The sequence below is a fragment of the Pseudomonas sp. FW305-E2 genome, from assembly GCF_058782925.1.
The window spans coordinates 1-24292 of sequence record NZ_JBYSYE010000051.1 but is presented as its reverse complement, the minus strand read 5'-3'; the positions used below and the strand labels follow the sequence as shown (position 1 = coordinate 24292).

The window sequence follows — 24292 nt, the reverse complement described above, 5'->3', positions numbered from 1 at the left end:
TTCCCCTGATCAAGACTTGATAGGTGTCAGCGAGCCCATGCCGGCGGGTGTCTTGATCGATGTGCAGGTGCCGGCGGGGACGTTTTTCCAGTGCATGCCGTCGTAGTCCTTCTTCGCACTGCCGGCGCAACTGGTGCCGGCGCCGGCCTTGCAATCGTTCTTTCCTGCCATGGCGACGCCGTAGCATTTTTCCATGGCAGCGCCACTGCCTGCGGGTTGCGTGCTGTCGGCTGCCATGGCAACGCCTGCAAGCGAGGCGAGAGCGAGTGCAGCAGTGGTGAGGGCGAGGGTTTTCATGGGTCAATCTCCTGAGCGTGTGGCCGTGGTCTTTACCGGCGGCTCATGGAGTAATTCGTGCCTTGCGTAAAACGGGTTACAGCCTTGGAAGAAATTTTTTCAGGGCGTGTCTTCACGACCTGATGTTGAAGCCAAGGGCGTGGCATATTTGCAGCACCTGCGTGCCACACGCCGGGAGCGGATGAATCAAGTCAATTGTATTCAGGGTGTAACCCAGGCGACCCATGCAGCGAACTAACTCACAGGATGAGCTCGAGGCTCGCGAGGCCCGGTTGAAAGCACTGTTGCTTCGTGGGCTGACAGGCGACCAGCTGGCCTATCAGGATTTTCTTGGCACGCTTGCGCTGCATGTACGTGCGTTTCTGCGCAGCCGTCTGAGCAGGCGCCCGGCCGAGATAGAGGACATGGTGCAGGATGTGCTGCTGGCGGTGCATAACGCGCGCCACACTTACCAGCCGCAGCAGCCGTTGACCACCTGGGTGCAGGCGATCGCCCGTTACAAGCTGGCGGATCATCTGCGAAGTGTTTCACGTCGCGACGCCCGGCATGATGTGCTGGACGATGATGCGCAACTGTTTGCCGTCTCGGAGGTTGAATCAGCCGAGGCCAGCCGAGACCTGACCAAGCTGCTCAAGCAACTGCCAGAGCGGCAACGACTGCCGATTGTTCATGTCAAGCTGGAGGGGTTGTCTGTCGAAGAGACGGCACAACTTACCGGGCTTTCCAGTTCAGCGGTAAAGGTGGGGATACATCGAGGTCTGAAAGCGCTATCCAGGCTGATTGGAGGAGCCAACAACCATGAAGACTGACGATTTGATCGCCTTGCTGGCCGCAGGCGAAGGGCCAGTACCGCGCCACGCCGTTTGCAGGCGGATGGCAGTGGCTGTGCTGGGCGGGCTGACCGCCGCACTGCTGCTGACAATTACCCTTTACGGTGTACGCAGTGATATCACAGAGGTCGCACAAACCCCGTTGTTCTGGGGCAAAGTCGCCTTTCCAACCAGCTTGGCGTTGATCGGGCTGTGGTTGACGAGCCGCTTGGCCAGGCCAGGAGGGAAGGGCGCTGCAGGCTGGAAGATGCTTGGCTTGCCACTGCTGCTGGTCTGGTGCGGGGCGGCGGTCAGCATCGCCGGGGCGCCTGTGGAGGCGCGCGCCGACCTGTTGTTCGGGCGCACATGGCGTACTTGCGCACTGAATATCACGTTGCTGTCGGTGCCGGCCTTTGTCACCGTGTTCTGGGCGCTGAAAGGTCTGGCGCCCACCCGGTTACGGCAAGCGGGCGCTGCCGGTGGCCTGCTGGCGGGCTCGACCGCAACGGTTGCCTACTGCCTGCATTGTCCGGAAATGGGCGTACCGTTCTGGGGTGTGTGGTATGTCCTGGGCATGCTCCTGCCGACGGTATTCGGTGCCTGGTGGGGCCCCCGCATGCTGCGTTGGTAGGCTGTACCGGCAGGCCCCACGCCACTCAGAACGATGTCATTCAAGGGGAGCGTGAGATCGCTTAACCCGCAACAAACCAGGGCAATGCCAGGTACAGCTTGATCACGATGACATTGATGATGTCGATGAAGAACGCCCCCACCATCGGCACCACCAGGAAGGCAAGGTGCGAGGCACCATAGCGTTGTGTCACCGCTTGCATGTTGGCGATGGCTGTCGGTGTTGCACCCAGGCCGAAGCCACAGTGGCCGGCAGCCAGGACTGCTGCATCGTAGTTGCGCCCCATTACCTTGAACGTCACGAAGATTGCGAACAGCGCCATGACCAGTGTCTGTGCGGCCAACAAGGTAAAGAAGGGTAACGCCAGGGCTGCCAGGTCCCACAACTTGAGCGACATCAAGGCAATGGCCAGGAACAGGGACAAACTCACATTGCCCAGTACCGACACTTCCCGTTCGAATACTTTGTAAACGCCTAAAGCCCGAAGCCCATTGCGCAACACTACACCGACGAAGAGTACGCAAACGAATGTCGGCAGTTCGAATGCTGTGCCTTTCAACAAGCCATTAAGTAATGTGCCCGTCAGTAAGCTGACAGCAATAAGTGCCAAGGTTTCTATAAATGAAAACGATGTGATCAGGCGCTCTCTGTCGGGTTGTTCAAAGCCCTTGGGTAACTGCGGTGCCTCTTCTCGCACGCCAGGTGTTTCGACCCGTTTGATCAGCAACCGGGCGACTGGCCCACCGATCAAACCGCCCAACACCAGGCCGAAAGTGGCAGAGGCCATTGCCAGTTCCGAAGCCGAAGCCAGGCCGAACCGCTCAGTGAAGGTCGCGCCCCAGGCTGCGCCTGTACCGTGGCCACCCGACAAGCTGATCGAACCGGCCAGCAGGCCCATCAGCGGGTCGAGCCCCAGTGCTGTTGCCAGGCCGATGCCCATGGCGTTCTGAACCATTAGCAAACCCGTCACCACCAGAAGGAATACGGCGACCACGCGTCCACCCTTCTTCAGGCTTGCGAAGTCTGCACTCAAGCCGATGGTAGCGAAGAATGCCAGCATCAACGGTGTTTGCAACGAGGTATCGAATTGGACGTGTACATCGAAATTGCGCAATGCCAGGAGTAACAGGGCAACGACCAGGCCGCCTGCAACAGGCTCCGGGATATTGTATGCGCGCAGGAAACCAATGCGTGCAACCAGGCCGCGTCCCAGTAGCAGTACCAACGAGGCAGCTACCAGTGTCCCGTAAAAATCGAGTTCGAACATCAGGGTACTCTTCGTTCAGGGTGACAAGCAAAATTGCAATGTCGCCATTCTACGGGGAGCACTCCAGTCACATGTGGCTGAGCGGCTAGGAAAAGTCCGATTCAATTATGGGTTTTGACCACAGCCGTCATGGTTTCCCGGGTATTCCATATTTACGCAGCCTCTGCGCGATAGCCGTGTGCGAAGTTTGCAAGCGCCCGGCCAGTTGCCGTGTTGACGGGTAGCTGGCATACAAGCGCTGTAACAGCTCGCGCTCGAAATCACCTACAGCCTGTTCCAGGCTGGCCACTTCGCCATCTTGCCCGCGTGCCACCGAGGTGCCGGCGATGTCCAGGTCGCCGATATCCACCAGGTTGCCCTCGCAGATAGCCGCGGCGCGGAAGATCACGTTCTGCAATTGGCGCACATTGCCCGGCCAAGGGTTGGCCAGCAGTGCCGAATGGGTGGAGGGGGTCAGCCGACAGGCTGGGCGCTGGATCTGTGTGCACGCCTGCTGCATGAAGAAGTGCGCCAGCATCAGGATGTCCTGGCCACGGTCGCGAAGCGGCGGTACCTCCAGGTTAAGCACGTTCAGGCGGTAGAACAGGTCTTCGCGAAAGCTGCCTTCGGCGACCATGCGCTCCAGATCGCGGTGGGTGGCGCTGATGATGCGCACATCCACCTTCACTTCACGGTCGCCACCCACCCGGCGGAAGCTGCCATCGCTGAGAAAACGCAGCAGCTTGGCCTGCAGGTAGGGCGACATTTCACCAATTTCATCGAGAAACACGGTGCCCTGGTTGGCCAGTTCCATCAGCCCAGGCTTGCCACCTCGTTGCGCGCCGGTAAAGGCCCCGGGCGCGTAGCCGAACAGCTCGCTTTCGGCCAGGCTCTCGGGCAGCGCGGCGCAGTTCAGCGCCAGGAACGGGGCCGCATGGCGGCTGCTGACGGCATGGCAGGCGCGGGCGACCAGTTCTTTGCCGGTGCCGGTCTCGCCATGCACCAGCAGCGGCGCATCGAGCGCAGCCACGCGTAAGGCGCGGGCCTTGAGGGTGCGGATGGCCGGCGACTCGCCAAGCAAGGCATCGAAGCCTTCGGCGTGGTCGTGGTGCAAGGCCGACAGGCGTTCGCCCATGCGCGAGGGGGGGTACAGCGTCAGCAGGCCACCGGCGTTGGTAATCGGCATGGCGTCCAGCAGCAGGCTATGGCCGTTCAGCTGCATTTCGCGCATGGGCAGGTGGAAGTTGTTGTCCAGCAGCGCTTGCAGCAGCGCGGGATCGCCAAACAGCTCACCCACCGAGCGCCCGGCAGATTCGCGGCCGCACAGTTCGATCAGCGCCGGGTTGGCCAACAGCACCAGGCCTGCGCTGTCTACCGCCAGCACCGGATCGCTCATGGCGGCCAGCAGGGCATCGAGCTGCAGGTGGCGGCGCTGGCCGGGGAGGATGTCGACCACGTCCACCGATTGCACACCCTGTACTTCGAACAGCGCGTCGTGCAGTTCTTCAAGTACGGCGGGGCTGAGGGTGGGGGCGTCGATGTAGACGTTCGGCGGGACCATCTCCACGGCGTCCAGGTTGAGGTTGCGGGCACCGAGCAGGGCGAGGACTTCCTGGGTGATGCCGACGCGGTCGATGAAGCTGACGTGGATGCGCATGGGGTTCGAACAGTTGGCGACGGAGGCCGCCAGTATGCCCTGAGACGGGGTTCAGGCCCAAGGTCGGCGGTGGCGCATTCGCGGGCGCGCCCGCTCCCACTCCCACAGGGTTGCTGCTGTCCATGCGGGGGCGGGCTTGCTCGCGAAAAGGGTCACTCCAGATGTTCAGGTTTGATCGGGTCGCCCGATTTCACCTCGAGCTTTTCGCGGATGTCCGCAAACATATGGTCATAGAGCTTGTGCGGCGAACTCAGGGTCTCGAACTTCTTCGGCGGCGCCAGATACGACTGCGCCTTGCGGGTCAGTAACATGAGGAAGCTGGGCAAGGCCTGGTCCTTGGCCAGGAAGAACTTTTCTTCCACCGTCTTGCCTTCGATGCTGCCATGCATGTGGAACTGAATGCCTCTGCCTTCCTTGGGGTCCGACACGGCCTCGTACTCGATGTTCAGGTCATAGCTGTGGTCGGCGTTGTTCAGCGCAGAGCGCTCGATGTGTACATGACCGGGCTGATACTGGGCCATGGCTATCTCCTTTGGAAGGTCGAAAATGGCGGGCCGCGTAAGCCCGCCGACTGCATTCAACGGTAGCTGATCCCCGGCTTCTCGGTGGAAACCCGAGTGCCGGCCGTGCCTTTGACGATGTCTTCGATGTTCTCCAGCGAACTGATCACCGCCACCTTGCCGGTGTTGCGGGCAAAGTCGCAGGCAGCCTGCACTTTCGGCCCCATGGAGCCGGCGGCAAACCCCAGCGTTTCCAACGCGTCCGGGTGGGCCTGGGCGATGGCCTTCTGCGTCGGCTTGCCCCAGTCAATGTAGGCTGCATCGACGTCGGTGGCGATAATCAGAAGGTCGGCTTCCAATTGCTCGGCCAGCAGCGCCGAGCACAGGTCTTTGTCGATCACCGCCTCGATGCCTTTGAGCTTGCGGTTTTCATCGTACAGGGTGGGGATGCCGCCACCGCCTGCGCAAATTACGATGCTGCTTTTTTCCAGCAGCCACTTGATCGGGCGAATTTCGAAGATGCGCTTGGGTTTCGGGCTGGCTACCACGCGGCGGTACTTGTCGCCGTCGGCCTTGACCACCCAGCCCTTTTCCTTGGCCAGGCGCTCGGCCTCTTCCTTGCTGTAGACCGGGCCGATGAACTTGGTCGGGTCCTTGAAGGCAGGGTCGTTGGCGTCCACTTCCACTTGGGTCAGCAGGGTGGCGAACGGCACTTCAAAGTCCAGCAGGTTGCCCAGTTCCTGTTCGATCATGTAACCGATCATACCCTCGGTCTCGGCACCCAGCACGTCCAGCGGGTAGGCCTCGTCTGGCTTGTACGACAGGGCCTGAAGCGACAGCAGACCCACTTGCGGGCCGTTGCCGTGGGCGATGACCAGCTCGTTGCCAGGGTGAATCTTGGCGATCTGTTCGGTGGCGGTGCGGATATTGGCGCGCTGGTTGTCAGCGGTCATGGGCTCGCCGCGACGAAGCAGGGCGTTGCCGCCCAATGCAACAACGATACGCATGGTAATGTCCTTTGATGAAAGAGGGGACGCTGCGCTCGGACCGCCCCGCTCCCCGGTGTAGGAGCGGGTTTACCCGCGAATGCGTCGGTAGCACCAACAGCGTTACCTGGGCTGACGCATTCGCGGGTGAACCCGCTCCTACACACACACACAAGGGCGGGGTGGCCGCGCTATCGAGACAGCCCTTACAGATCAGCCAGGGTCGATACCAGGATCGCCTTGATCGTGTGCATGCGGTTTTCCGCCTGCTCGAAGGCGATGCACGCTGGCGATTCGAACACGTCATCGGTCACTTCGATGCCGTTGGCCAGGTCCGGGTATTGTTCGGCGATCTGCTTGCCTACCTTGGTGTCGGAGTTGTGGAATGCCGGCAGGCAGTGCATGAACTTGGTCCGCGGGTTGCCGGTGGACTTCATCAGTTCGGCATTCACCTGATAAGGCTTGAGCTGCTTGATGCGCTCACCCCAGGCTTCGATCGGCTCGCCCATCGATACCCACACGTCGGTATGGACAAAGTCGACACCCTTGACCGCGGCTTTCGGGTCTTCGGTGAGGGTAATGCGTGCGCCGCTTTCTTCAGCGTACTGCTTGCAGCGCTCGACCAGGTCGTCATGTGGCCACAGTGCCTTGGGCGCGGCGATGCGCACATCCATGCCAAGCTTGGCGCCGATCAGCAGCAGCGAGTTGCCCATGTTGTTGCGGGCATCGCCCAGGTAGGCGTAGCTGATGTCGTGCAGCGGCTTGTCGCTGTGCTCACGCATGGTCAGCACGTCGGCGATCATCTGGGTGGGGTGATATTCGTCGGTCAGGCCGTTGAACACCGGTACGCCGGCGAACTTGGCCAGCTCTTCGACGATTTCCTGCTTGAAGCCACGGTACTCGATGGCGTCATACATGCGCCCGAGCACACGGGCGGTGTCCTTCATGCTTTCCTTGTGGCCGATCTGCGAGGAGTTGGGGTCGATGTAGGTGACGTTTGCGCCTTGGTCATAGGCTGCGACTTCGAAGGCACAACGGGTACGGGTGGAGGTTTTTTCGAAGATCAGGGCGATGTTGTTGCCCTTCAGGTGCTGCTGCTCGGTGCCGGTGTACTTGGCGCGCTTGAGGTCGCGGGACAGGTCCAGCAGATAGCGCAACTCACGGGTGGTGTGGTGTTCCAGGCTGAGCAAGTTGCGGTTGTGAATGTTGAACGCCATGACAGTTTCTCCTTGAGTTCGGTGATGTCCCGGCCGCCACTTCATGGGTGCGGCCGGGCGTAATGGTCGTTAGTAGTCGATCGGGTCGCGCACGATAGGGCAGGTCATGCAGTGGCCGCCGCCACGGCCCCGGCCCAGTTCGCCGGCGCTGATGGTGATGACCTCGATGCCCGCCTTGCGCAGCAGGGTGTTGGTGTAGGTGTTGCGGTCGTAGCCAATGACCACGCCCGGCTCGATGGCCACCACGTTGTTACCGTCATCCCACTGTTCGCGTTCGGCGGCGAAGCTGTTGCCGCCGGTCTCGACCACGCGCAGCTTGACACCCAGTTGCTCGCCCACCACTTCGATGAACGACTTGTTGATGCGGCGTACATCCATGCCGTAAGGCTTGCTTTCGTCCGGGCGGATGATGAATGGCACAATCTCTTTCACCACTTCCGGGAAGACCGTGACCAGGTCGCGGTCGCAGAAGCTGAAGACAGTGTCCAGGTGCATGGCGGCGCGGGACTTTGGCAGGCCGGCGACGATCACTTCCTTGACGGCGCCCTTGGCGAACAGGTTTTGCGCGAGCTGGCCGATGGCCTGGCGCGAGGTGCGCTCACCCATACCGATGAGCACGATGCCATTGCCGATCGGCATCACATCACCGCCTTCGAGCGTGGCGTTGCCATGGTCCTTGTCCGGGTCGCCATACCACACCTGGAAGTCGGCCTCGGTGAACGCCTTGTGGAACTTGTAGATGGCGGTGGTCAACAGGGTTTCCTGGCGACGCGCCGGCCAGTACATCGGGTTCAACGTTACGCCGCCGTAGATCCAGCAGGTGGTGTCGCGGGTGAACTGGGTGTTGGGCAGGGGTGGCAGGATGAAGCTGGAGTGGCCCAGATAGTCGTTGTACATCTTCACGACTTCGGCGCCTTCGCTCTGCGGCAGGTCCTGGCCTGCCACGCCGCCGATCAGGAATTCGGCCAGATGGCGTGGCTCCAGCCCTTCGAGCCAGCTGCGCACTTCGTTGGTCAGGCCTACGCCGACGGTATCAGGGGTGATCTTGCGGTCGAGGATCCACTTGAGCGCCTCTTTGTTCTGCACGATATCGGTCAGCAGGTTGTGCATCTCCAGCACATCCACGCCACGCTCGCGCATCTTGGTGACGAAGTCGAAATGGTCACGCTTGGCCTGGTCGACCCAGATCACATCGTCGAACAGCAGTTCGTCACAGTTGCTCGGCGTCAGGCGCTTGTGCGCCAGGCCCGGTGCGCAAACCATCACTTTGCGCAGTTTGCCGGCTTCGGAGTGGACACCGTACTTCTGTTTTTCAGCGGACATGGTTTCATTCCTCCAATTGAGCGAAGACGTGGGTCAAAGGGTCAGGAAGCCGTCATACAGGCCAAAGGCTGCCACCAGGGCGCCAATGACTACGGCTGCGAAGATCAGTTTTTCCACGTTGGTGAAGACCGGTTTGCCCACCTCACGTTTGGCCTTGGCGAACAGGATGGCGCCAGGTGCGTAGAGCAGGGCAGAGAGCAGCAGGTATTTCACGCCGCCGGCGTACAGCAGCCAGATGGCGTACAACAGGGCGATGCCACCGATGATCAGGTCCTTCTTGCGTTCGGCCAGGGCCTGTTCGTAGGTTTCGCTGCGCAGTGCCAGCAAGAACGCATAGGCTGCCGACCACAGGTAGGGCACCAGGATCATCGAGGTGGCGAGGTAGATCAGAGACAGGTAGGTGCTGCTTGAGAACAGCGTGATGACCAGAAAGATCTGCACCATGGCGTTGGTCAGCCACAGGGCGTTGGCCGGTACCTGTTTGGCGTTCTCGCGGCGCAGGAACTCCGGCATGGTGTGGTCCTTGGCTGCGGCGAACATGATCTCGGCGCACAACAGCACCCACGACAGCAGCGCCCCGAGCAGCGAGATGACCAGGCCGACGCTGATCAGCACCGCCCCCCAGTGGCCGACCACATGCTCCAGCACGGCAGCCATCGATGGGTTCTGCAGCTTGGCCAGTTCCGGTTGAGTCATGATGCCCAGCGACAGCACGTTGACCAACACCAGGAACAGCAGCACGGTCACGAAGCCGATTACCGTTGCCTTGCCCACGTCGGTGCGTTTTTCCGCCCGCGCCGAAAAGATGCTCGCGCCCTCGATGCCGATGAATACCCACACGGTCACCAGCATCATGTTGCGCACTTGGTTCATGACGCTGCCAAGCTCTGGCGTGCCTACGGCCCAGATATCGGCGGTGAAGATGTCGAGCCTGAAGGCGAACAGGCAGATCAGGGCGAACAGCACCAGCGGCACCACTTTGGCCACAGTGGTGACCAGGTTGATGAAGGCTGCCTCCTTGATGCCGCGCAGTACCAGAAAGTGCACCGCCCACAACAGGATCGACGCGCCAATGATGGCGGCTGGGGTGTTGCCTTCACCGAAGATCGGGAAGAAGTAACCCAGGGTGCTGAACAGCAGCACGAAGTAGCCGACGTTGCCCAGCCAGGCACTGATCCAGTAGCCCCAGGCCGAGGAAAAGCCCATGTAGTCGCCGAAGCCAGCCTTGGCATACGCATACACCCCACCATCCAGGTCGGGCTTGCGGTTGGCCAGGGTCTGGAACACGAAAGCCAGGGTCAGCATGCCGACCGCGGTGATCCCCCAACCGATCAGCACGGCCCCAACCCCTGCGCTGGCGGCCATGTTTTGCGGCAGCGAGAAGATCCCGCCGCCAATCATCGAGCCGACGACAAGTGCAACTAATGCGCCGAGCTTTAGTTTTCCGGATGAATCAGACATTTAACAACTCCTGCCAGGAGAAAGTTGACGACAGAATAGATCCGACGCCGTTGCCTTGACCTGACTTACGTCAGTTTAAGGCGACGTGAAGGTAGGAAATTTCCTTCACGGGTGCTCCTGGAGAGTGCCGACAGCTTGAGCTGCAGGCCTTGTGTGCTGGCACCTCCATGTCCTTCTAGAGCAAACGCTCTGTTCAGCCTGCGAAGCTTGAAACTAGCTGCTTTTGCCGCTTTCGCAAATTTTCCACAAGAATTTCGAGTTTTATCCGTTTCTTTTCTAGTTGCCGGACTGCTGCTAGTTTTGAGGGAGCAGGCACATAGACAAAGCAGTTATGAGTGATATAGGTTGAACGCACAGCTTCAGTATAAGTAACGATATTTATATAGCCCGCAAGGCTGTTTCAAACGCATGACAGGGCTGGAAGAAAGGGAGGCTCATGAGCGAACCGGGACAGAAGCTGCGCCTGGGCGCGCTGATCGCGCTGGTGGTCGGGTCGATGATTGGCGGCGGGATCTTCTCGCTACCGCAGAACATGGCCGCGCGTGCTGATGTGGGTGCAGTGCTGATCGGCTGGGGGATCACCGCAGTCGGCATGTTGGCCCTGGCTTTCGTGTTCCAGACCCTGGCCAACCGCAAGCCGGAACTGGACTCAGGGGTATATGCCTACGCCAAGGCCGGCTTTGGCGAGTACATGGGCTTTTCCTCGGCCTGGGGCTACTGGATCAGCGCCTGGCTGGGCAATGTCGGCTACTTCGTACTGCTGTTCAGCACCCTGGGTTTCTACTTCCCGGTGTTCGGCGAAGGCAACACACCCATCGCCATCGGTTGTGCCTCGCTGCTGTTGTGGTCGGTGCACTTTCTGGTACTGCGCGGCATCAAGGAGGCGGCCTTCATCAACCAGGTCACCACCGTCGCCAAAGTGGTGCCTTTGCTGATTTTCGTGGTGATCGCTGCATTTGCCTTCCGCGCCGATATCTTCACCCGGGATATCTGGGGCTTAAGCAACCCACAATTCGGCAGCGTGCTGGAGCAGGTGCGCAATATGATGCTGGTGACCGTATTCGTGTTCATCGGCATAGAGGGCGCCAGCGTGTATTCCGGGCGCGCCCAGCGTCGGTCAGACGTGGGCAAGGCCACGGTCATCGGTTTTCTAGGTGTGCTGGCGCTGCTGGTGCTGGTCAACGTGTTGTCGCTGGGCATCATGACCCAACCGGAACTGGCCGGGCTGCAGAACCCCTCACTGGCTTCGGTGCTGGAGCATATCGTCGGCCCTTGGGGCGCCTTGCTGATCAGCCTCGGCCTGGCGGTTTCGCTGCTTGGCGCCTTGCTTTCATGGGCGTTGTTGTGTGCCGAAATCCTCTACGCCACGGCGCGGGACAAGACCATGCCGCGCTTTCTGGCCAAGGAAAACGCCAACCATGTGCCGGCTAACGCCCTGTGGCTGACCAACTGCATGATTCAGGGTTTCCTGCTGATTACGCTGTTCTCCGCCGGTACGTACACCAGTCTGATCTACCTGGCCTCGTCGATGATCCTGGTGCCCTACCTGTGGTCTGCGGCGTATGCCGTGCTGCTGGCGATGCGCGCAGAAACCTATGCCGGACAGCCGAGGTTGCGGCGCAAGGACTTGCTGGTGGCGCTGGTTGCCCTGCTGTATGCCGTGTGGCTGCTGTATGCCGGCGGGCTCAAGTACCTGCTGCTTTCGGCGCTGCTGTACGCCCCTGGGGTCATCTTGTTCGCGAGGGCCAAGCATGAGCAGGGGCAGACGTTGTTCACGGCCTGGGAAAAACTGATTTTCGCCGCCGTGCTGGTGGGTGCCGCGCTGGCGGCCTACGCCTTGTATTCAGGGCTGCTGAGCTTGTGACGGGGCAGGGCAGGCGTGTTCCGGGCGTGACCAGATCCACAGGTTGCCCAGGGTCATGCCGGCGATTGCCAGGAATACCGGCCAGTGGTGTTCCAGAAAGGTCAGCATCAGGCCCGCGCACAGCAGCATGCTGATGGTTGCGCTGACCTTGGCCCGGCGCTGGATCACCTTGCCGTTGCGCCAGTTATGCAGAATTGGCCCGAACAGCCGGTGGTTCTCCAGCCATGCCGACAGGCGCGGTGAGCTGCGCGTGGCGGCCCAGGCGGCCAGCAGGATGAACTCGGTGGTCGGCAAGCCAGGAATCACAATGGCGACCAGGCCCACCCCGAGGCTCACGTAGGCCAGGATTCCATACAACAGGCGGGCGAGTTTCGAGCGGGCTGGTCGGGTCATGTTCTCACTGCATAAAACGGTTCGGCCACCGGAGGGGTGGCCGGCTTCGGCGTATCAGACCAGCGCGGCATCCGCAGCGTAGGCGTGCTTGAGCAGCTCGGTGAAGCGCTCGAAAGCGGCCACTGCACCGCGCTCGGCAGCCGCTTCCTCTTCCGGCGAGAGCGCCAGGCCATCGAGGATGCGGGTGAACTGCTTCCAGCCTTCGGCACGGCCACCGGCGGGCTCCCCCAGGTGACGGGCACCGAAGCTGTCGGACAGTTCCAGGGCCACGGCACGCTTGATCAGAAACGCAGCGCCCAGTTTGGAGCCTTCGGAGACGAAGATCCAGCCCATTGCCTCGCCCAGGCTCGGCTTGCCCACGGCACCCGGTACGGCGGCTGGTACTTCGGTGTCGAGGTCGGCGAGGTCCAGGCGGGCCTGCTCGGCACGGCAGCGCTCAGCCAGATCAGGGACGATGGCGATCAGCTGAGGGTCGTTGTACAGGGCCTGCAGCTCGGACTGGAACAGGTACTGCGCGACGACGAAGCGGGCGAAACTTTCGCGGCTGTCGAAAGGCGCGTGGGATTTGACCAGGGCATCCAGTTCGGCGTGCGGGGCGTGGGTGATCTGGTTCAAGCGCTGGGAGCGCAGGGCTGGGCGTTCGGTCATGGGGCAGTCCTTGGAAAGAGGGCGTCTAGATACAAGACGAAACAGCGGGAGCGGGACAGTAAAAAAAGCCGGTATTTGGTTTGCCAGTACCGGCCTCTTCGCGGGTAAACCCGCGCCTACAGGCGCATCACTGGCTCAAGGCATGCGCAGTTCCTGTAGGAGCGGGTTTACCCGCGAAGGGGCCGGCACTGACGGAACACATCGACTAGTGGCAGCTCAGGTCAGATATCCCAAACCACATTGATACCGAAATTGCGCCCCGGCATGGTCAGGCGGTCGATGTTGGCTGGCTGGGTCACAGCCGCCTCACCCTGGCCGTCGTAGCTGCGCACCGAATCCCACTGCCAGTACTTCTTGTCGGTAAGGTTGTACAGCCCGGCGTTGATGGTGACGTCGTCGGTGACCTTGTAGTAGCCGGTCAGGTCCAGCACACCGTAGCCCGGGGTGCGGAACTTCGAGGTAGAACCGTCAGGCGAATAAAACGTGCTGTCGTCGACACGGGTCTTGCGCTTGACCAGCGTCCAGCTCAGCAAGCCACCGTAGTTCTGCTGCTCGTAGCCCAGGCCGAATACGCCCTTGAGCGGGTTGACACTGTTCAACGGCTGACCGGTGTCATCGTTACGACCATAGGTGTAGGCAATCGAGGTTTGGGTATAGAGGCCTTGCGGTGCGCCGAAGTGGTCGAGGTTCAGGCGGCCCTTGAATTCGGCACCCTTGATGGTGGCGTGCTTGATGTTGTTGGCCTGGAAGGTCTGTTCCAGGTTGGCGCTTTGCACGGCATCTTCGTCGATGAAATCACGGTACTTGTTGTAGAACACTGCCACGTCGAAGTTGCCGGCGTCGAAGTTGCCACGCAGGCCGGTTTCGTAGCTTTTGCTCTTTTCAGGCTCAAGGTTCGGGTTGCCCTCCACGCGGTAGCCTTGGTCCAGATTCTGGAAGCGGCCATACATGGCTTTGGCGGTCGGCGTGCGGAAGCCCTCTGCATATTGGCCGTACCAGGTGTAATTGTCGTTGAAGGCGTAGGTCAGGCCGAACTTGGGCGAGACGCGGTGCCACTTCTTGTCCGAATCGTCCTGGGAGGTAGGCGCCGTACCGCTGGACTCCAGGCCACGCAGGAATGCCTCGGTGAATTTGGGCTCCATACGGGTGTAGTCGTAGCGCGCGCCGGGCATGAAGGTCCAGTTGTTCCAGCGGATTTCATCCTGCGCGAACAGGCTGTAGGTATTCACGGTCGGGTCCGGGAAGTCGCTGACCAGAACCTGGCCGTCTGCCGGGCGTTCGGCGCCGGCGGCGGAACAACCGGATCCTACGGTCAAGCAGGTACCGGTACCGCTGCGCGAACCGGTGACCTTTTCGTGCTTGAGCGTTGTGCCGTAGGTCAGCAGGTGGTCGGTGGCGCCGATGCTGAAGGCCTTGTCCAGCTGGGCGTCGAACACCCACTGGCGGTCCTTGTAGGTGGTATCGCGGGTGCGCAGCACCTGGCGGCCAGGCGGCACGTAAACTTCCTCGGTGTGCTGGTCGGTCTTGGCAACCTGGTAGTTCAGGCTCCACTTGACGTGGTCGGCGACCAGCGAGTCCAGGCCGAACTCATGGTTAATGCCGAAGCGCTCGCGGGTGATGGTGTCGTTGCCATTACGCGCCTTGTAGTAGCCCATGCCACCAAAGCCGGGGATGAACGGCCCACCCACCGCGCTGAGGATGTTCTGGTCGCGGTCATCTTTGTAGCGCTCGTAGGTGAACCCCAGGCGCGCGTCGTCGGCGTAGTTCCAGCCCAGCTTGGCCAGCACGTTGGTGGTGCGCACGTCCATCGGGTTGGCTTCGGTACGCGACAGGCCGTCGCCACTGTGGCTGCCGTGGGTTTCGGTCTCGTGGCCGTTGCGCTGGCTCAGGTGCAGCAGGCCGTCGAAATCACCCTGGCGGCCGGCGACGGTGGCGGAGGTCAGCCAGCTTTCGTCAGCCGAGCTGTAGCCGGTTTTCAGGCGTGCACCCACGTCTTTACCGGGCTTGATGATGTCGTCCGGGTCGAGGGTAAAGTAGCTCACCGCACCGCCGATGGCGTTGCTGCCATACAACACCGAGGCCGGGCCGCGGAGGATTTCCACGCGCTTGACGATTTCCGGGTCGACGTAATTGCGCTGGGTCTGGGCGTAAGGGCCGTAGAAGAAGCTGTCGGGGATCGACACGCCGTCGACCTGGGTGAGGATCCGCTCGCCGTCGATACCACGGATGTTGTAGCCGTTCAGCCCGCTGCGTTGGCCGGTTCCGGATACCGACACCCCCGGCTCGTAGCGCACCAGATCCTGGATATTGTTCACGTTCTGCCGGTCCAGTTGCTCACGGGTCTGCACACTGACAGTGCTGGGTACCTGGCTGACGTCCTGTGCGCTGCGGGTGGCGCTGACGGTCACCTGCTGCAGGGCGATCACGTTGCTTGCGGTTTGGCGCTCCAGTACCACATTGCCGTTGCTGATCTTGCGAAAGCTCAGCCCGGTGCCCCGCAACAGGCGCTTGAGGGCAGCATCTGGCGGCAGCGAACCTTGTACGCCTGGCGAAGCCACGCCGTCGGCCAGCTCGGCGCTGAAGCCGACCTGCCAGCCGGTGACCTGGCTGAAGGCGTTGATCGCCGACACCAGCGGCTGCTGGCCGATGCTGAAGCGGTAGTCGCCCATGCGCGGGCTGCTGGCCTGGGCCGGCTCGGCGGCCAGCGCCGGCAGGCTGCAGGCGCCGCTGGCGAGCAGAGCAAGGGTCAACAGGGACAGTTGTCCTGTACGGCGGGGAAGGTTGGACGAGCGGGTAGGACCAGTGGACATCGGAAGCGCTCCCAGACGCGCGGGCTGTTATAGGTGATGGCTGTTCTTGCTTTAAACAAGAATCAGTTGCATTGGCTATAACGAGACGGGCGGGCGAGTGCGATCGCGTAAAAATAATTCAGGGGTCAGTTCAGGATGACCAGCGCCGGGTACTCATGCAGTTGTGCCGAGGTGATGTGGGCCAGTGCGCGCAGGGTTTCCAGCGGCTGGTCGAGGCGATAGTTACCGGTGACGGCAACGTTCTCCAGCTGCGCATTGTGGTTGATGATCCAGCCCGGGTAGTAACGCTGCACTTCAGCCAGTACCTGGCTCAACGGGCAGTTCTCGAACACCAGACGGCCGTCGATCCAGGCCAGGTCCTTGTGCATGTCGGGGCGCTGGCGCTGGCCAAAGCCCTGGGGGCCGACGCTGATGCTGTCGCCGGCAGTCAAGCGGATGCGCTGGTCACGATCCCCCTGCAGGTCGACATCCCCGCGTTGCACCCGCACCTGGGCCTCGCCGTCAAGGTAGCGCACGGCAAAGTCGGTGTCGCGCACCTGTGCGCGCAACGGCCCGGCTTCAACCTCCAGCGGCAACTGAGCGCCCTCGGGGACCTGGAAGTAAGCCTCGCCCTGTAGCAGGCGGGCGACCTGGCGGCCGTCCTGGCGTTCGCTGGCAAACGCTGAATTGGTGTTGAGCAGTACTTTTGCGCCGTCTTCCAGTTGCAGGCGCTGGCGCTCGCCGACCACCGTAAGGTGGTCGGCCTGCAGGCGCATGGGCAGGTTACCGACGGTGAACAGCCCGACCAGCAGCATCGCCGCGGTGGCCAGGGGTTTCCAGTGACTGCGCAGGCGCCCGCGTAATGAGCGGCGTTGCCGCTGGTGCATGTGCGTGGCCACCTGATGCAACGGCGCACCGTTCCACAGTGCCTCAGCCTCGACATAGGCCTCGGCGTTTTCTGGCGCGGCGCTTAGCCAGGCTTCAAAGGCCTGGGTGTCCTCGGCATCTGCGCATTGCAGGCGCACCAGCCAGTCCAGCGCCTCGTCCATGGCACGAGCACGGGCAATAGGCCTGGCAGGTGACGGGCGAGGGGCAGGGCTGTCGGTCACGGTGAATCCTTGAATGATTTTTTTGCGAATGATCAAGGCTAAGGCGGGGTGTGGCAAGGGCTTTGCGTTGCCGTTCGCCTGGGGTCAGCTTACTTGAGTCGTTCGGCAACACCCATGCAGATTGCCATGATCAGTTTCAGTTCCTTTTGTACTGTGCTGGGCGAAACACTCAGTTGTTCGGCGATTTCCAGATAGGTGGCGCCATGCAGGCGGCTGAGGATGAAAATGCGTTGTTGGCGTTCGCTCAGTTGATTGAGGCTGACGCTGAGGTGCTTGAGCAACTGCTCGGCGTGCGCGGCATCCTCGCTGCTGGTGGCGGGCGCGGCGACACTGTGCAGCACTTCGTCGGGCACGTCGTCGACCAGCATGCGTGCCTGCACCCGGCGTGCACGCAGGTGATCCAACGCCAGGTTGCGCGCGGTCTGAAACACAAACGGCTCGATGTGCTCGATGGGCCGCTCGCCCAGCGCGCGGGAGACCCGCAGGTAGGTTTCCTGCAGCAGGTCTTCGGCCGTGCTGGGGTTACCGACCATGCGCTGCAGGGTACGCAGCAGGGTGAGGCGCTGAACGAGGAAGACGGAATTGAACCGGGACTGACTCACGGGGGGACCTGGCCGACGAAAGGTTAATGATAATGCTTATCATCCGTGCTGCAGGTCAAGTGTGGAATTATCAGGAAAAGGTAAAGATTGTAGTCGCGGGATGCCGTGTGCTTTTTGTGGGAGCGGCCTGCAACCTTGAGCCTGCCCCAACCATTCATCGGTCACGGTGCGTTATACCTTGGTCGACGACCACGTTTGCCACGAGGCCTGAGCAACCCCTGTGGGAGCGGCCTTGTGTCGCGATAGGGCCGCAAAGCGGCCCCAGCAATCTATGCATGATGCGGAGATCCTGGGGCCGCTGCACGGCCCTTTCGCGACGCAAGGCCGCTCCTACAGGGATCGCGCCAGCTTTTAGAAATTGAGCAAGACAGTTGCCCCCACGCGGGGCGCGTCAGCCAGCCCGGTGCAGCGCCAGGCAGTTGTCCAGCATCCGGTTGCTGAACCCCCACTCGTTGTCATACCAGGCCAGCACCTTGAGCATCCGCCCGTTGGCCCGGGTATGGTTGGCATCGAAGATCGACGACAGCGGGTTGTGGTTGAAATCGCAGGAAACCAATGGCAGGGCGTTGTAGCCCAATACCTTGGAATGCTTGCTGGCCTCGAGGAACAGCTGGTTGACCTGCTCGGCCGTGGCCTCGCGCTTGAGGTTGACGGTGAGGTCCACCAACGACACGTTGATGACGGGCACCCGCACCGCCATGCCGGTCAGCTTGCCGGCCAGCTCCGGCAGCACCAGGCCCACGGCCTCGGCGGCACCGGTCTTGCTCGGGATCATCGACTGGGTGGCTGAACGCGCGCGGTACGGGTCGCTGTGGTAAACGTCAGTCAGCACCTGGTCGTTGGTGTAGGCGTGGATGGTGGTCATCAGGCCTTGCTCGATGCCGAACTCTCGGTGCAGCACCTGGGCGATCGGCGCCAGGCAGTTGGTGGTGCAGGACGCATTGGAAATGACCTGGTGCGAGGCCCGCAGGATGTCGTGGTTGACCCCGTACACCACAGTGGCATCGGCACCCTTGGCCGGAGCCGAGACAATCACCTTGCCCGCCCCGGCGGCCAGGTGCGCAGCGGCTTTGGCGCGGTCGGTGAACAGCCCGGTGCACTCGAACACCACGTCGATCGCCTCGGCCTTCCAGGGCAGTTCGGCCGGATTGCGAATGGCACTGACCGCGATACGGTCCCCGTTGACCGTCAGGCTTTCGTGGTCGGCCTCGACGGTCGCGTCGAAGGTGCCGTGGACACTGTCGTACTTGAGCAGGTGGGCATTCATGGCGCTGTCGCCCAGGTCGTTGATGGCGACGACCTGCAGGTCCTGGCGGTAGCCTTGGGTATACAGTGCGCGCAGGACGTTGCGCCCGATTCGGCCGAATCCATTGATGGCGATGCGAAGGGTCATGGCAGTACCTCTGGCAGTTCGAGTGAAACCTGTGGCACAAAGGAGCTTCACTGAAACGGTTTTGTTGTTGGAATTACAAGATTATTCACTGGCTGATAGAAAACAAGCCTTTTTAGTGGCAGTATTTTGTTTAAATATACAACGAGTGGTTGGGCGACGTGCCTCCACCGATGCAGCGGGCTCCTAACCATGAGCCTAGGCCGCAATCGTTTGGAGGGGAAATGCCCGGTAAACCGCCCTTACAATTAGCCTGGAGTCCAGTACATGCATCCGCGCATCCTTGAGGTCACCCAGCGGCTGGTCGAACGCAGCCGCGCCACCCGCGAACGCTACCTGCAACTGATTCGCGGTGCGGCCAGTGAAGGCCCCATGCGTGCCAGCCTGCAGTGCGCCAACTTCGCCCACGGCGTGGCCGGTTGCGGCAGCGAAGACAAGCAGACTCTGCGCCTGATGAACGCGGCTAACGTGGCCATCGTCTCTGCCTACAACGACATGTTGTCTGCCCACCAGCCTTACTTGCACTTCCCCGAGCAGATCAAGCAGGCCCTGCGCGAGGTCGGCTCGGTCGGCCAGTTCGCCGGTGGCGTGCCGGCCATGTGCGACGGGGTGACCCAGGGCGAGCCGGGCATGGAGCTGGCGATCGCCAGCCGTGAAGTGATCGCGATGTCCACGGCGGTAGCGCTGTCGCACAACATGTTCGACGCAGCACTCATGCTGGGCATCTGCGACAAGATCGTCCCCGGGCTGATGATGGGCGCGCTGCGCTTTGGCCACCTGCCGACCATCTTCGTCCCGGGTGGGCCAATGGTTTCCGGCATCTCCAACAAGCAGAAGGCCGATGTGCGCCAGCGCTATGCCGAAGGCAAGGCCAGCCGCGAAGAGCTGTTGGAGTCCGAGATGAATTCCTACCACAGCCCCGGCACCTGCACCTTCTACGGCACCGCCAACACCAACCAGTTGGTGATGGAAGTGATGGGGCTGCACCTGCCGGGCGCCTCGTTCGTCAACCCGTACACGCCGCTGCGTGACGCACTCACCGCCGAGGCTGCGCAGCAGGTGACGCGCATGACCAAGGCCAGCGGCAGCTTCATGCCGCTGGGCGAAATCGTCGACGAGAAGGCACTGGTCAATTCCATCGTCGCGCTGCACGCTACTGGCGGCTCGACCAACCACACCCTGCACATCCCGGCGATTGCCCAGGCTGCCGGTATCCAGCTGACCTGGCAGGACATGGCCGACCTCTCCGAAGTGGTGCCGACCCTGTCGCACGTGTACCCCAACGGCAAGGCCGACATCAACCACTTCCAGGCTGCCGGCGGCATGGCCTTCCTGATTCGTGAACTGCTCGATGCCGGCCTGCTGCACGAAGATGTCAACACCGTGGCCGGCCATGGCCTGCGCCGCTACACCCAGGAACCCTTCCTCGACAATGGCAAGCTGGTGTGGCGCGAAGGGCCGCAACACAGCCTGGACGAAAGTATCCTGCGCCCGGTGTCGCGACCATTCTCGGCCGAAGGCGGCCTGCGGGTGATGGAGGGCAACCTGGGCCGTGGCGTGATGAAAGTGTCTGCCGTTGCCCCCGAGCACCAGGTGGTCGAGGCCCCGGCGCGGGTGTTCCAGGACCAGCAGTCGCTGGCCGACGCGTTCAAGGCCGGTGAGCTGGAGCGTGACTTTGTCGCGGTGGTGCGCTTCCAGGGCCCCCGTTGCAATGGCATGCCGGAACTGCACAAACTCACCCCTTTCCTCGGTGTATTGCAGGACCGTGGCTACAAGGTGGCGCTGGTTACCGACGGGCGTATGTCCGGTGCCTCAGGCAAGATCCCCGCGGCCATCCACGTTTGCCCGGAGGCTTACGACGGCGGCCCGCTGGCGCGGGTGCGCGATGGTGATATCGTGCGGGTCGACGGAGTCGAAGGCACGTTGCGGATCATGGTGTCGGCCGAAGAACTGGCCAGCCGTGAGCTGCCGCCGGCCCCCCAGGGCAACGACCTGGGGTGTGGGCGCGAGCTGTTCGGCTTCATGCGCATGGCGTTCAGCCCGGCAGAGCAGGGCGCCAGTGCCTTTACCTCGGCCCTGGAGCACCTCAAATGAAGCACCTGCTGGTTGGTGATATTGGCGGCACCAATGCCCGTTTTGCGTTGTGGCGTGACAACCAGCTGCATGAGGTAAACGTTTTCGCCACCGCGGACTACACCAACCCCGAGCAGGCCATCGAGGCCTACCTGGAAAGCCAAGGTATCGCCCGTGGTGGCCTGGCGGCGGTGTGCCTGGCGGTGGCCGGCCCGGTCGATGGCGATGAATTTCGCTTCACCAACAACCACTGGCGCCTGAGCCGCACGGCATTTTGCAAGACCTTGGAGGTCGAGCGACTGTTGCTGATCAATGATTTCACCGCTATGGCGCTGGGCATGACGCGTCTGCGCGAAGGCGAGTTCCGCGAGGTGTGCCCCGGCCAGGCCGACCCCTTGAGGCCGGCACTGGTGATCGGGCCAGGTACTGGCCTGGGTGTGGGCTCGCTGCTGCGTCTGGGCGAACAGCACTGGAAGGCCCTGCCGGGTGAAGGCGGGCATGTTGACCTGCCGGTAGGCAATGCTCGCGAAGCGGCAATCCACCAGCAGATCCACAGTCAGATCGGCCATGTCAGCGCCGAGGCCGTTCTCAGTGGGGGGGGGCTGGTGCGGTTGTACCAGGCGATCTGTGCGCTGGACGGCGACACGCCCAGGCACAAGACCCCGGCGCATATCACCGACGCCGCACTGGGCGGTGAGCCACGGGCGCTGGCGGTGGTCGAGCAGTTCTGTCGTTTCCTTGGGCGCGTGGCGGGTAACAATGTGCTGACGCTGGGCGCGCGAGGCGGGGTCTATATTGTGGGCGGTGTGATTCCGCGCTTTGCCGAGCTGTTCCTGCGCAGCGGGTTTGCCGCGAGTTTTGCCGACAAGGGGTGTATGAGTGGCTATTTCACCGGGGTGCCGGTGTGGCTGGTGACGGCGGAATATTCCGGGTTGGAGGGGGCAGGGGTAGCGTTGCAGCAGGCGTTGGATCACTGATGGAGCCGCTTTGCGGCACCAATGGCACTACCCGACAGCAGGCAAGAAGACCTGCAATCAACAAGAGGAAGGACCACCTTGAGCACTGCCGGCAAATCGATCCTGATGGTCGACGACGACCAGGAAATTCGTGAACTGCTGCAAACCTACCTGAGCCGCTCCGGCTTCCAGGTGCATGCCGAGGCTGACGGCAAGGGCTTTCGCCACGCGCTGGAAACCACGCCCTGCGACCTGGTCATTCTTGACGTCATGTTACCCGACGAAGACGGCTTCAGCTTGTGCCGCTGGGTACGCCAGCACCCACGCCAGGCGCGCGTACCTATCATCATGCTCACGGCCAGCTCCGACGAGGCCGACCGGGTCATCGGCCTGGAGCTGGGCGCTGACGACTATCTGGGCAAGCCGTTCAGCCCCCGCGAACTGCAAGCGCGAATCAAGGCTTTGTTGCGCCGCTCCGAGTTCGGCCAGGCGGCGCCGGGCAGTGCGGTGCTGGCCTTCGACGACTGGCGCCTGGACACGGTCAGCCACCGCCTGTTCCACCGTGATGGAGAGGAGGTGATCCTCTCCGGCGCCGACTTTGCGCTGCTCAAACTGTTCCTCGATCACCCGCAGCAAATCCTCGACCGCGACACCATCGGCAACGCCACCCGTGGCCGCGAACCGATGCCGCTGGACCGCATCGTCGACATGGCGGTCAGCCGTCTGCGCCAGCGCCTGCGCGATACCGACAAACCTCCCCGGCTGATCCGCACCGTGCGTGGCAGTGGCTACTTGTTGGCGGCGCATGTCTGCTGTGCGCCCTGAGCGGCGCTGGCGCCTGCTGCCGCGCTCCTTGCTGGGGCGCATGCTGCTGCTGACCTTGCTGGTTGTCCTGCTGGCCCAGGGGTTGTCCAGCATCATCTGGGTGTCCCAGCTGCGCGCCAGCCAGCTTCAGGGGCTGCGTGCCAGCGCCAGCAGCCTGGCCCATTCCATGAGTGCGAGCGTCAGTTACTTCCGCTCGCTGCCGGTGGCCTATCGGCCGCTGGTGCTCGACCAATTGCGCAGCATGGGTGGCACGCGTTTCTTCGTGTCGCTCAACGCCACGCCGCTGGACATGCAGGCACTGCCCGTCACCCCTCGCAAGCAAGCGGTGATCGATGTATTCCAGCAGGTGCTGCACGAGCGCCTGGGTTCGCAGATGGAAATTTCCGTGGAGTTTGTCGGGCCTGACGACCTGCGCATCTTCAACAGCGGCCTCAAACTCGACGAACTGCCGCGCTCATGGGCCCATTATTCGCTGACCCTGGAGCCGCTGAAACCCCCGGTACTGGTCACGCAGATCCGCTTGGGCGAGGGCGAATGGTTGTACATCGCCTCACTGTTGCCCGAACCGTACACGGGGCTGGAAGCCGAACGCCTGCCGCGCCAGCAGATCGGCTTCATCGTGCTGACCACGGCCTTGCTGTTGCTGTTCATCGGCTTGCTGGTGCATTGGCAAAGCTGGCCATTGAAGCGCCTGGCGCGGGCCGCCCGAGAGATGTCGCTGGGTGCCGATGTGGCGCCAGTGGCTGAAGCGGGCGGCAGCGAAGTGGTCGAGGTGAGCCGGGCATTCAACAGCATGCGCGAGCGTATCAGCCGTTACCTGACCGAACGCAGCCAGCTGTTCAGCGCCATTTCCCACGACCTGCGCACGCCGATCACGCGCCTGCGCCTGCGCGTCGAACTGCTGGAAGACGAGCGATTGCAGGCCAAGTTCAGCCAGGACCTGGACGAGCTGGAGTTGCTGGTCAAAGGCGCCTTGCAGTGCGTGAAGGACACCGACATCCACGAAAACATCGAGCCGGTCGACCTTAACCAGGTGCTGGAGATTCTGGCCGAGCCTTACCTGGGCGATGGTCGCATCACCGTCGAGGGCCAGGCGTTGGCGCCTTACCCGGGCAAGCCGCTGGCGTTGCGTCGTTGCATCGGCAACCTGATCGATAACGCCATCAAATACGGCGAGCGGGCGCGGCTGCGCATCATCGACGGTACAGAGGGCTTCGTGTTGCAAGTGGACGATCAGGGGCCGGGGGTGCCGCAGCAACAGTTGGAGCAGGTGTTCGAGCCGCATTTCCGTCTGGCCGGGCAGCAGCAGGGCTATGGGCTGGGGTTGGGCATTGCGCGCAACATCGCCCATAGCCATGGGGGCGAGGTGAGCTTGCTGAACCTGCGTGAGGGCGGGCTGCGAGTGACCCTGTATCTGCCGCGGGGTATGGATTGAATTTTTGGGGTGCCTGTGCGGGCCTCTTCGCGGGTGAACCCGCTCCTGCGACGCAAACCTGACTCGGCCGTTGTAGGAGCG

At 62.2% G+C, this 24292-nt stretch carries 21 protein-coding genes; 7 read left to right on the top strand and 14 right to left on the bottom strand.

Translation table 11 applies throughout. From position 1 onward, the window contains the following. Positions 1-9 precede the first annotated feature (9 nt). Positions 10-297, bottom strand: coding sequence for a BufA1 family periplasmic bufferin-type metallophore (locus AC3WLP_RS24825; RefSeq protein ID WP_012051335.1), 288 nt, complete (start codon positions 295-297; stop codon positions 10-12). Between the two features lie 224 nt (positions 298-521). Here AC3WLP_RS24825 and AC3WLP_RS24820 point away from each other — a divergent pair, with 224 nt between their 5' ends. Continuing rightward, complete coding sequence (locus tag AC3WLP_RS24820; protein ID WP_088512966.1) at positions 522-1106, top strand: sigma-70 family RNA polymerase sigma factor; 585 nt, start codon at positions 522-524, stop codon at positions 1104-1106. After that, on the top strand, positions 1096-1737 hold the full coding sequence (locus tag AC3WLP_RS24815) for a DUF1109 domain-containing protein (RefSeq protein WP_088512965.1): 642 nt from the start codon (positions 1096-1098) through the stop codon (positions 1735-1737). The genes AC3WLP_RS24820 and AC3WLP_RS24815 overlap by 11 nt, the downstream gene beginning before the upstream one ends. Positions 1738-1798: 61 nt before the next feature. Here AC3WLP_RS24815 and gltS read toward each other — a convergent pair whose 3' ends face one another. The 7 genes from gltS to arcD (AC3WLP_RS24780) all read right to left on the bottom strand — a co-directional run bounded on the left by gltS (position 1799) and on the right by arcD (AC3WLP_RS24780) (position 10127). Next, on the bottom strand, positions 1799-3004 hold the full coding sequence (gltS, locus tag AC3WLP_RS24810; RefSeq protein WP_088512964.1) for a sodium/glutamate symporter: 1206 nt from the start codon (positions 3002-3004) through the stop codon (positions 1799-1801). Between the two features lie 127 nt (positions 3005-3131). Then, positions 3132-4640 carry a transcriptional regulator GcsR gene (gene gcsR / locus AC3WLP_RS24805; RefSeq protein WP_012051339.1) on the bottom strand — a complete coding sequence of 503 codons (1509 nt, stop codon included), beginning with the start codon at positions 4638-4640 and terminating at the stop codon, positions 3132-3134. A 152-nt stretch (positions 4641-4792) separates the two neighbouring features. Then, positions 4793-5161 (bottom strand): DUF5064 family protein, encoded by a 369-nt coding sequence (locus tag AC3WLP_RS24800; RefSeq protein WP_012051340.1) that lies wholly within the window; start codon positions 5159-5161, stop codon positions 4793-4795. Positions 5162-5217: 56 nt separating this feature from the next. Beyond that, positions 5218-6147 carry a carbamate kinase gene (arcC, locus tag AC3WLP_RS24795; protein ID WP_088512963.1) on the bottom strand — a complete coding sequence of 310 codons (930 nt, stop codon included), beginning with the start codon at positions 6145-6147 and terminating at the stop codon, positions 5218-5220. Between the two features lie 185 nt (positions 6148-6332). Then, positions 6333-7343 carry an ornithine carbamoyltransferase gene (locus tag AC3WLP_RS24790; RefSeq protein WP_003255074.1) on the bottom strand — a complete coding sequence of 337 codons (1011 nt, stop codon included), beginning with the start codon at positions 7341-7343 and terminating at the stop codon, positions 6333-6335. 69 nt (positions 7344-7412) lie between these two features. After that, entirely contained in the window at positions 7413-8666 is a 1254-nt protein-coding gene (gene arcA, locus AC3WLP_RS24785) for an arginine deiminase (protein WP_003255072.1), read from the bottom strand. A 33-nt stretch (positions 8667-8699) separates the two neighbouring features. Next, on the bottom strand, positions 8700-10127 hold the full coding sequence (gene arcD / locus AC3WLP_RS24780; RefSeq protein WP_003255071.1) for an arginine-ornithine antiporter: 1428 nt from the start codon (positions 10125-10127) through the stop codon (positions 8700-8702). Between the two features lie 436 nt (positions 10128-10563). Between arcD (AC3WLP_RS24780) and arcD (AC3WLP_RS24775) the strand changes: the two genes are divergently transcribed. Next, on the top strand, positions 10564-11991 hold the full coding sequence (gene arcD / locus AC3WLP_RS24775; RefSeq protein WP_003255067.1) for an arginine-ornithine antiporter: 1428 nt from the start codon (positions 10564-10566) through the stop codon (positions 11989-11991). Here the strand turns inward: arcD (AC3WLP_RS24775) and AC3WLP_RS24770 are convergent. From AC3WLP_RS24770 to gap, 6 genes are all read right to left on the bottom strand, one after another. Next, complete coding sequence (locus AC3WLP_RS24770) at positions 11971-12384, bottom strand: YbaN family protein (protein ID WP_003255065.1); 414 nt, start codon at positions 12382-12384, stop codon at positions 11971-11973. The two genes, arcD (AC3WLP_RS24775) and AC3WLP_RS24770, sit on opposite strands and share 21 nt — an antisense overlap. Positions 12385-12438: 54 nt before the next feature. Beyond that, positions 12439-13032, bottom strand: a complete 594-nt coding sequence (locus AC3WLP_RS24765; RefSeq protein ID WP_012051344.1) for a biliverdin-producing heme oxygenase — start codon at positions 13030-13032, stop codon at positions 12439-12441. Between the two features lie 221 nt (positions 13033-13253). After that, positions 13254-15842, bottom strand: a complete 2589-nt coding sequence (locus AC3WLP_RS24760; protein ID WP_088512962.1) for a TonB-dependent receptor — start codon at positions 15840-15842, stop codon at positions 13254-13256. A 125-nt stretch (positions 15843-15967) separates the two neighbouring features. Continuing rightward, a complete protein-coding gene (locus AC3WLP_RS24755; RefSeq protein ID WP_088512961.1) occupies positions 15968-16930 on the bottom strand; it encodes a FecR family protein in 963 nt (320 codons plus the stop codon). 89 nt (positions 16931-17019) lie between these two features. Continuing rightward, positions 17020-17532, bottom strand: coding sequence for an RNA polymerase sigma factor (locus tag AC3WLP_RS24750; protein ID WP_003255059.1), 513 nt, complete (start codon positions 17530-17532; stop codon positions 17020-17022). Positions 17533-17923: 391 nt separating this feature from the next. Continuing rightward, a complete protein-coding gene (gene gap, locus AC3WLP_RS24745; RefSeq protein WP_003255058.1) occupies positions 17924-18925 on the bottom strand; it encodes a type I glyceraldehyde-3-phosphate dehydrogenase in 1002 nt (333 codons plus the stop codon). 264 nt (positions 18926-19189) lie between these two features. Here gap and edd point away from each other — a divergent pair, with 264 nt between their 5' ends. The 4 genes from edd (at position 19190) to AC3WLP_RS24725 (ending at position 24211) form a co-directional block, all read left to right on the top strand. Then, the gene (edd, locus tag AC3WLP_RS24740; RefSeq protein ID WP_003255057.1) at positions 19190-21016 is read left to right on the top strand and encodes a phosphogluconate dehydratase; all 1827 of its coding nucleotides are present in this window, start codon (positions 19190-19192) and stop codon (positions 21014-21016) included. Then, a complete protein-coding gene (locus AC3WLP_RS24735; RefSeq protein WP_088512960.1) occupies positions 21013-21972 on the top strand; it encodes a glucokinase in 960 nt (319 codons plus the stop codon). The genes edd and AC3WLP_RS24735 overlap by 4 nt, the downstream gene beginning before the upstream one ends. A gap of 78 nt (positions 21973-22050) precedes the next feature. Next, positions 22051-22776, top strand: a complete 726-nt coding sequence (gltR, locus tag AC3WLP_RS24730) for a two-component system response regulator GltR (RefSeq protein ID WP_003255055.1) — start codon at positions 22051-22053, stop codon at positions 22774-22776. Continuing rightward, entirely contained in the window at positions 22757-24211 is a 1455-nt protein-coding gene (locus AC3WLP_RS24725) for an ATP-binding protein (RefSeq protein WP_012051349.1), read from the top strand. Before gltR ends, AC3WLP_RS24725 begins: the two co-directional genes overlap by 20 nt. The last annotated feature ends 81 nt before the right edge of the window (positions 24212-24292 follow it).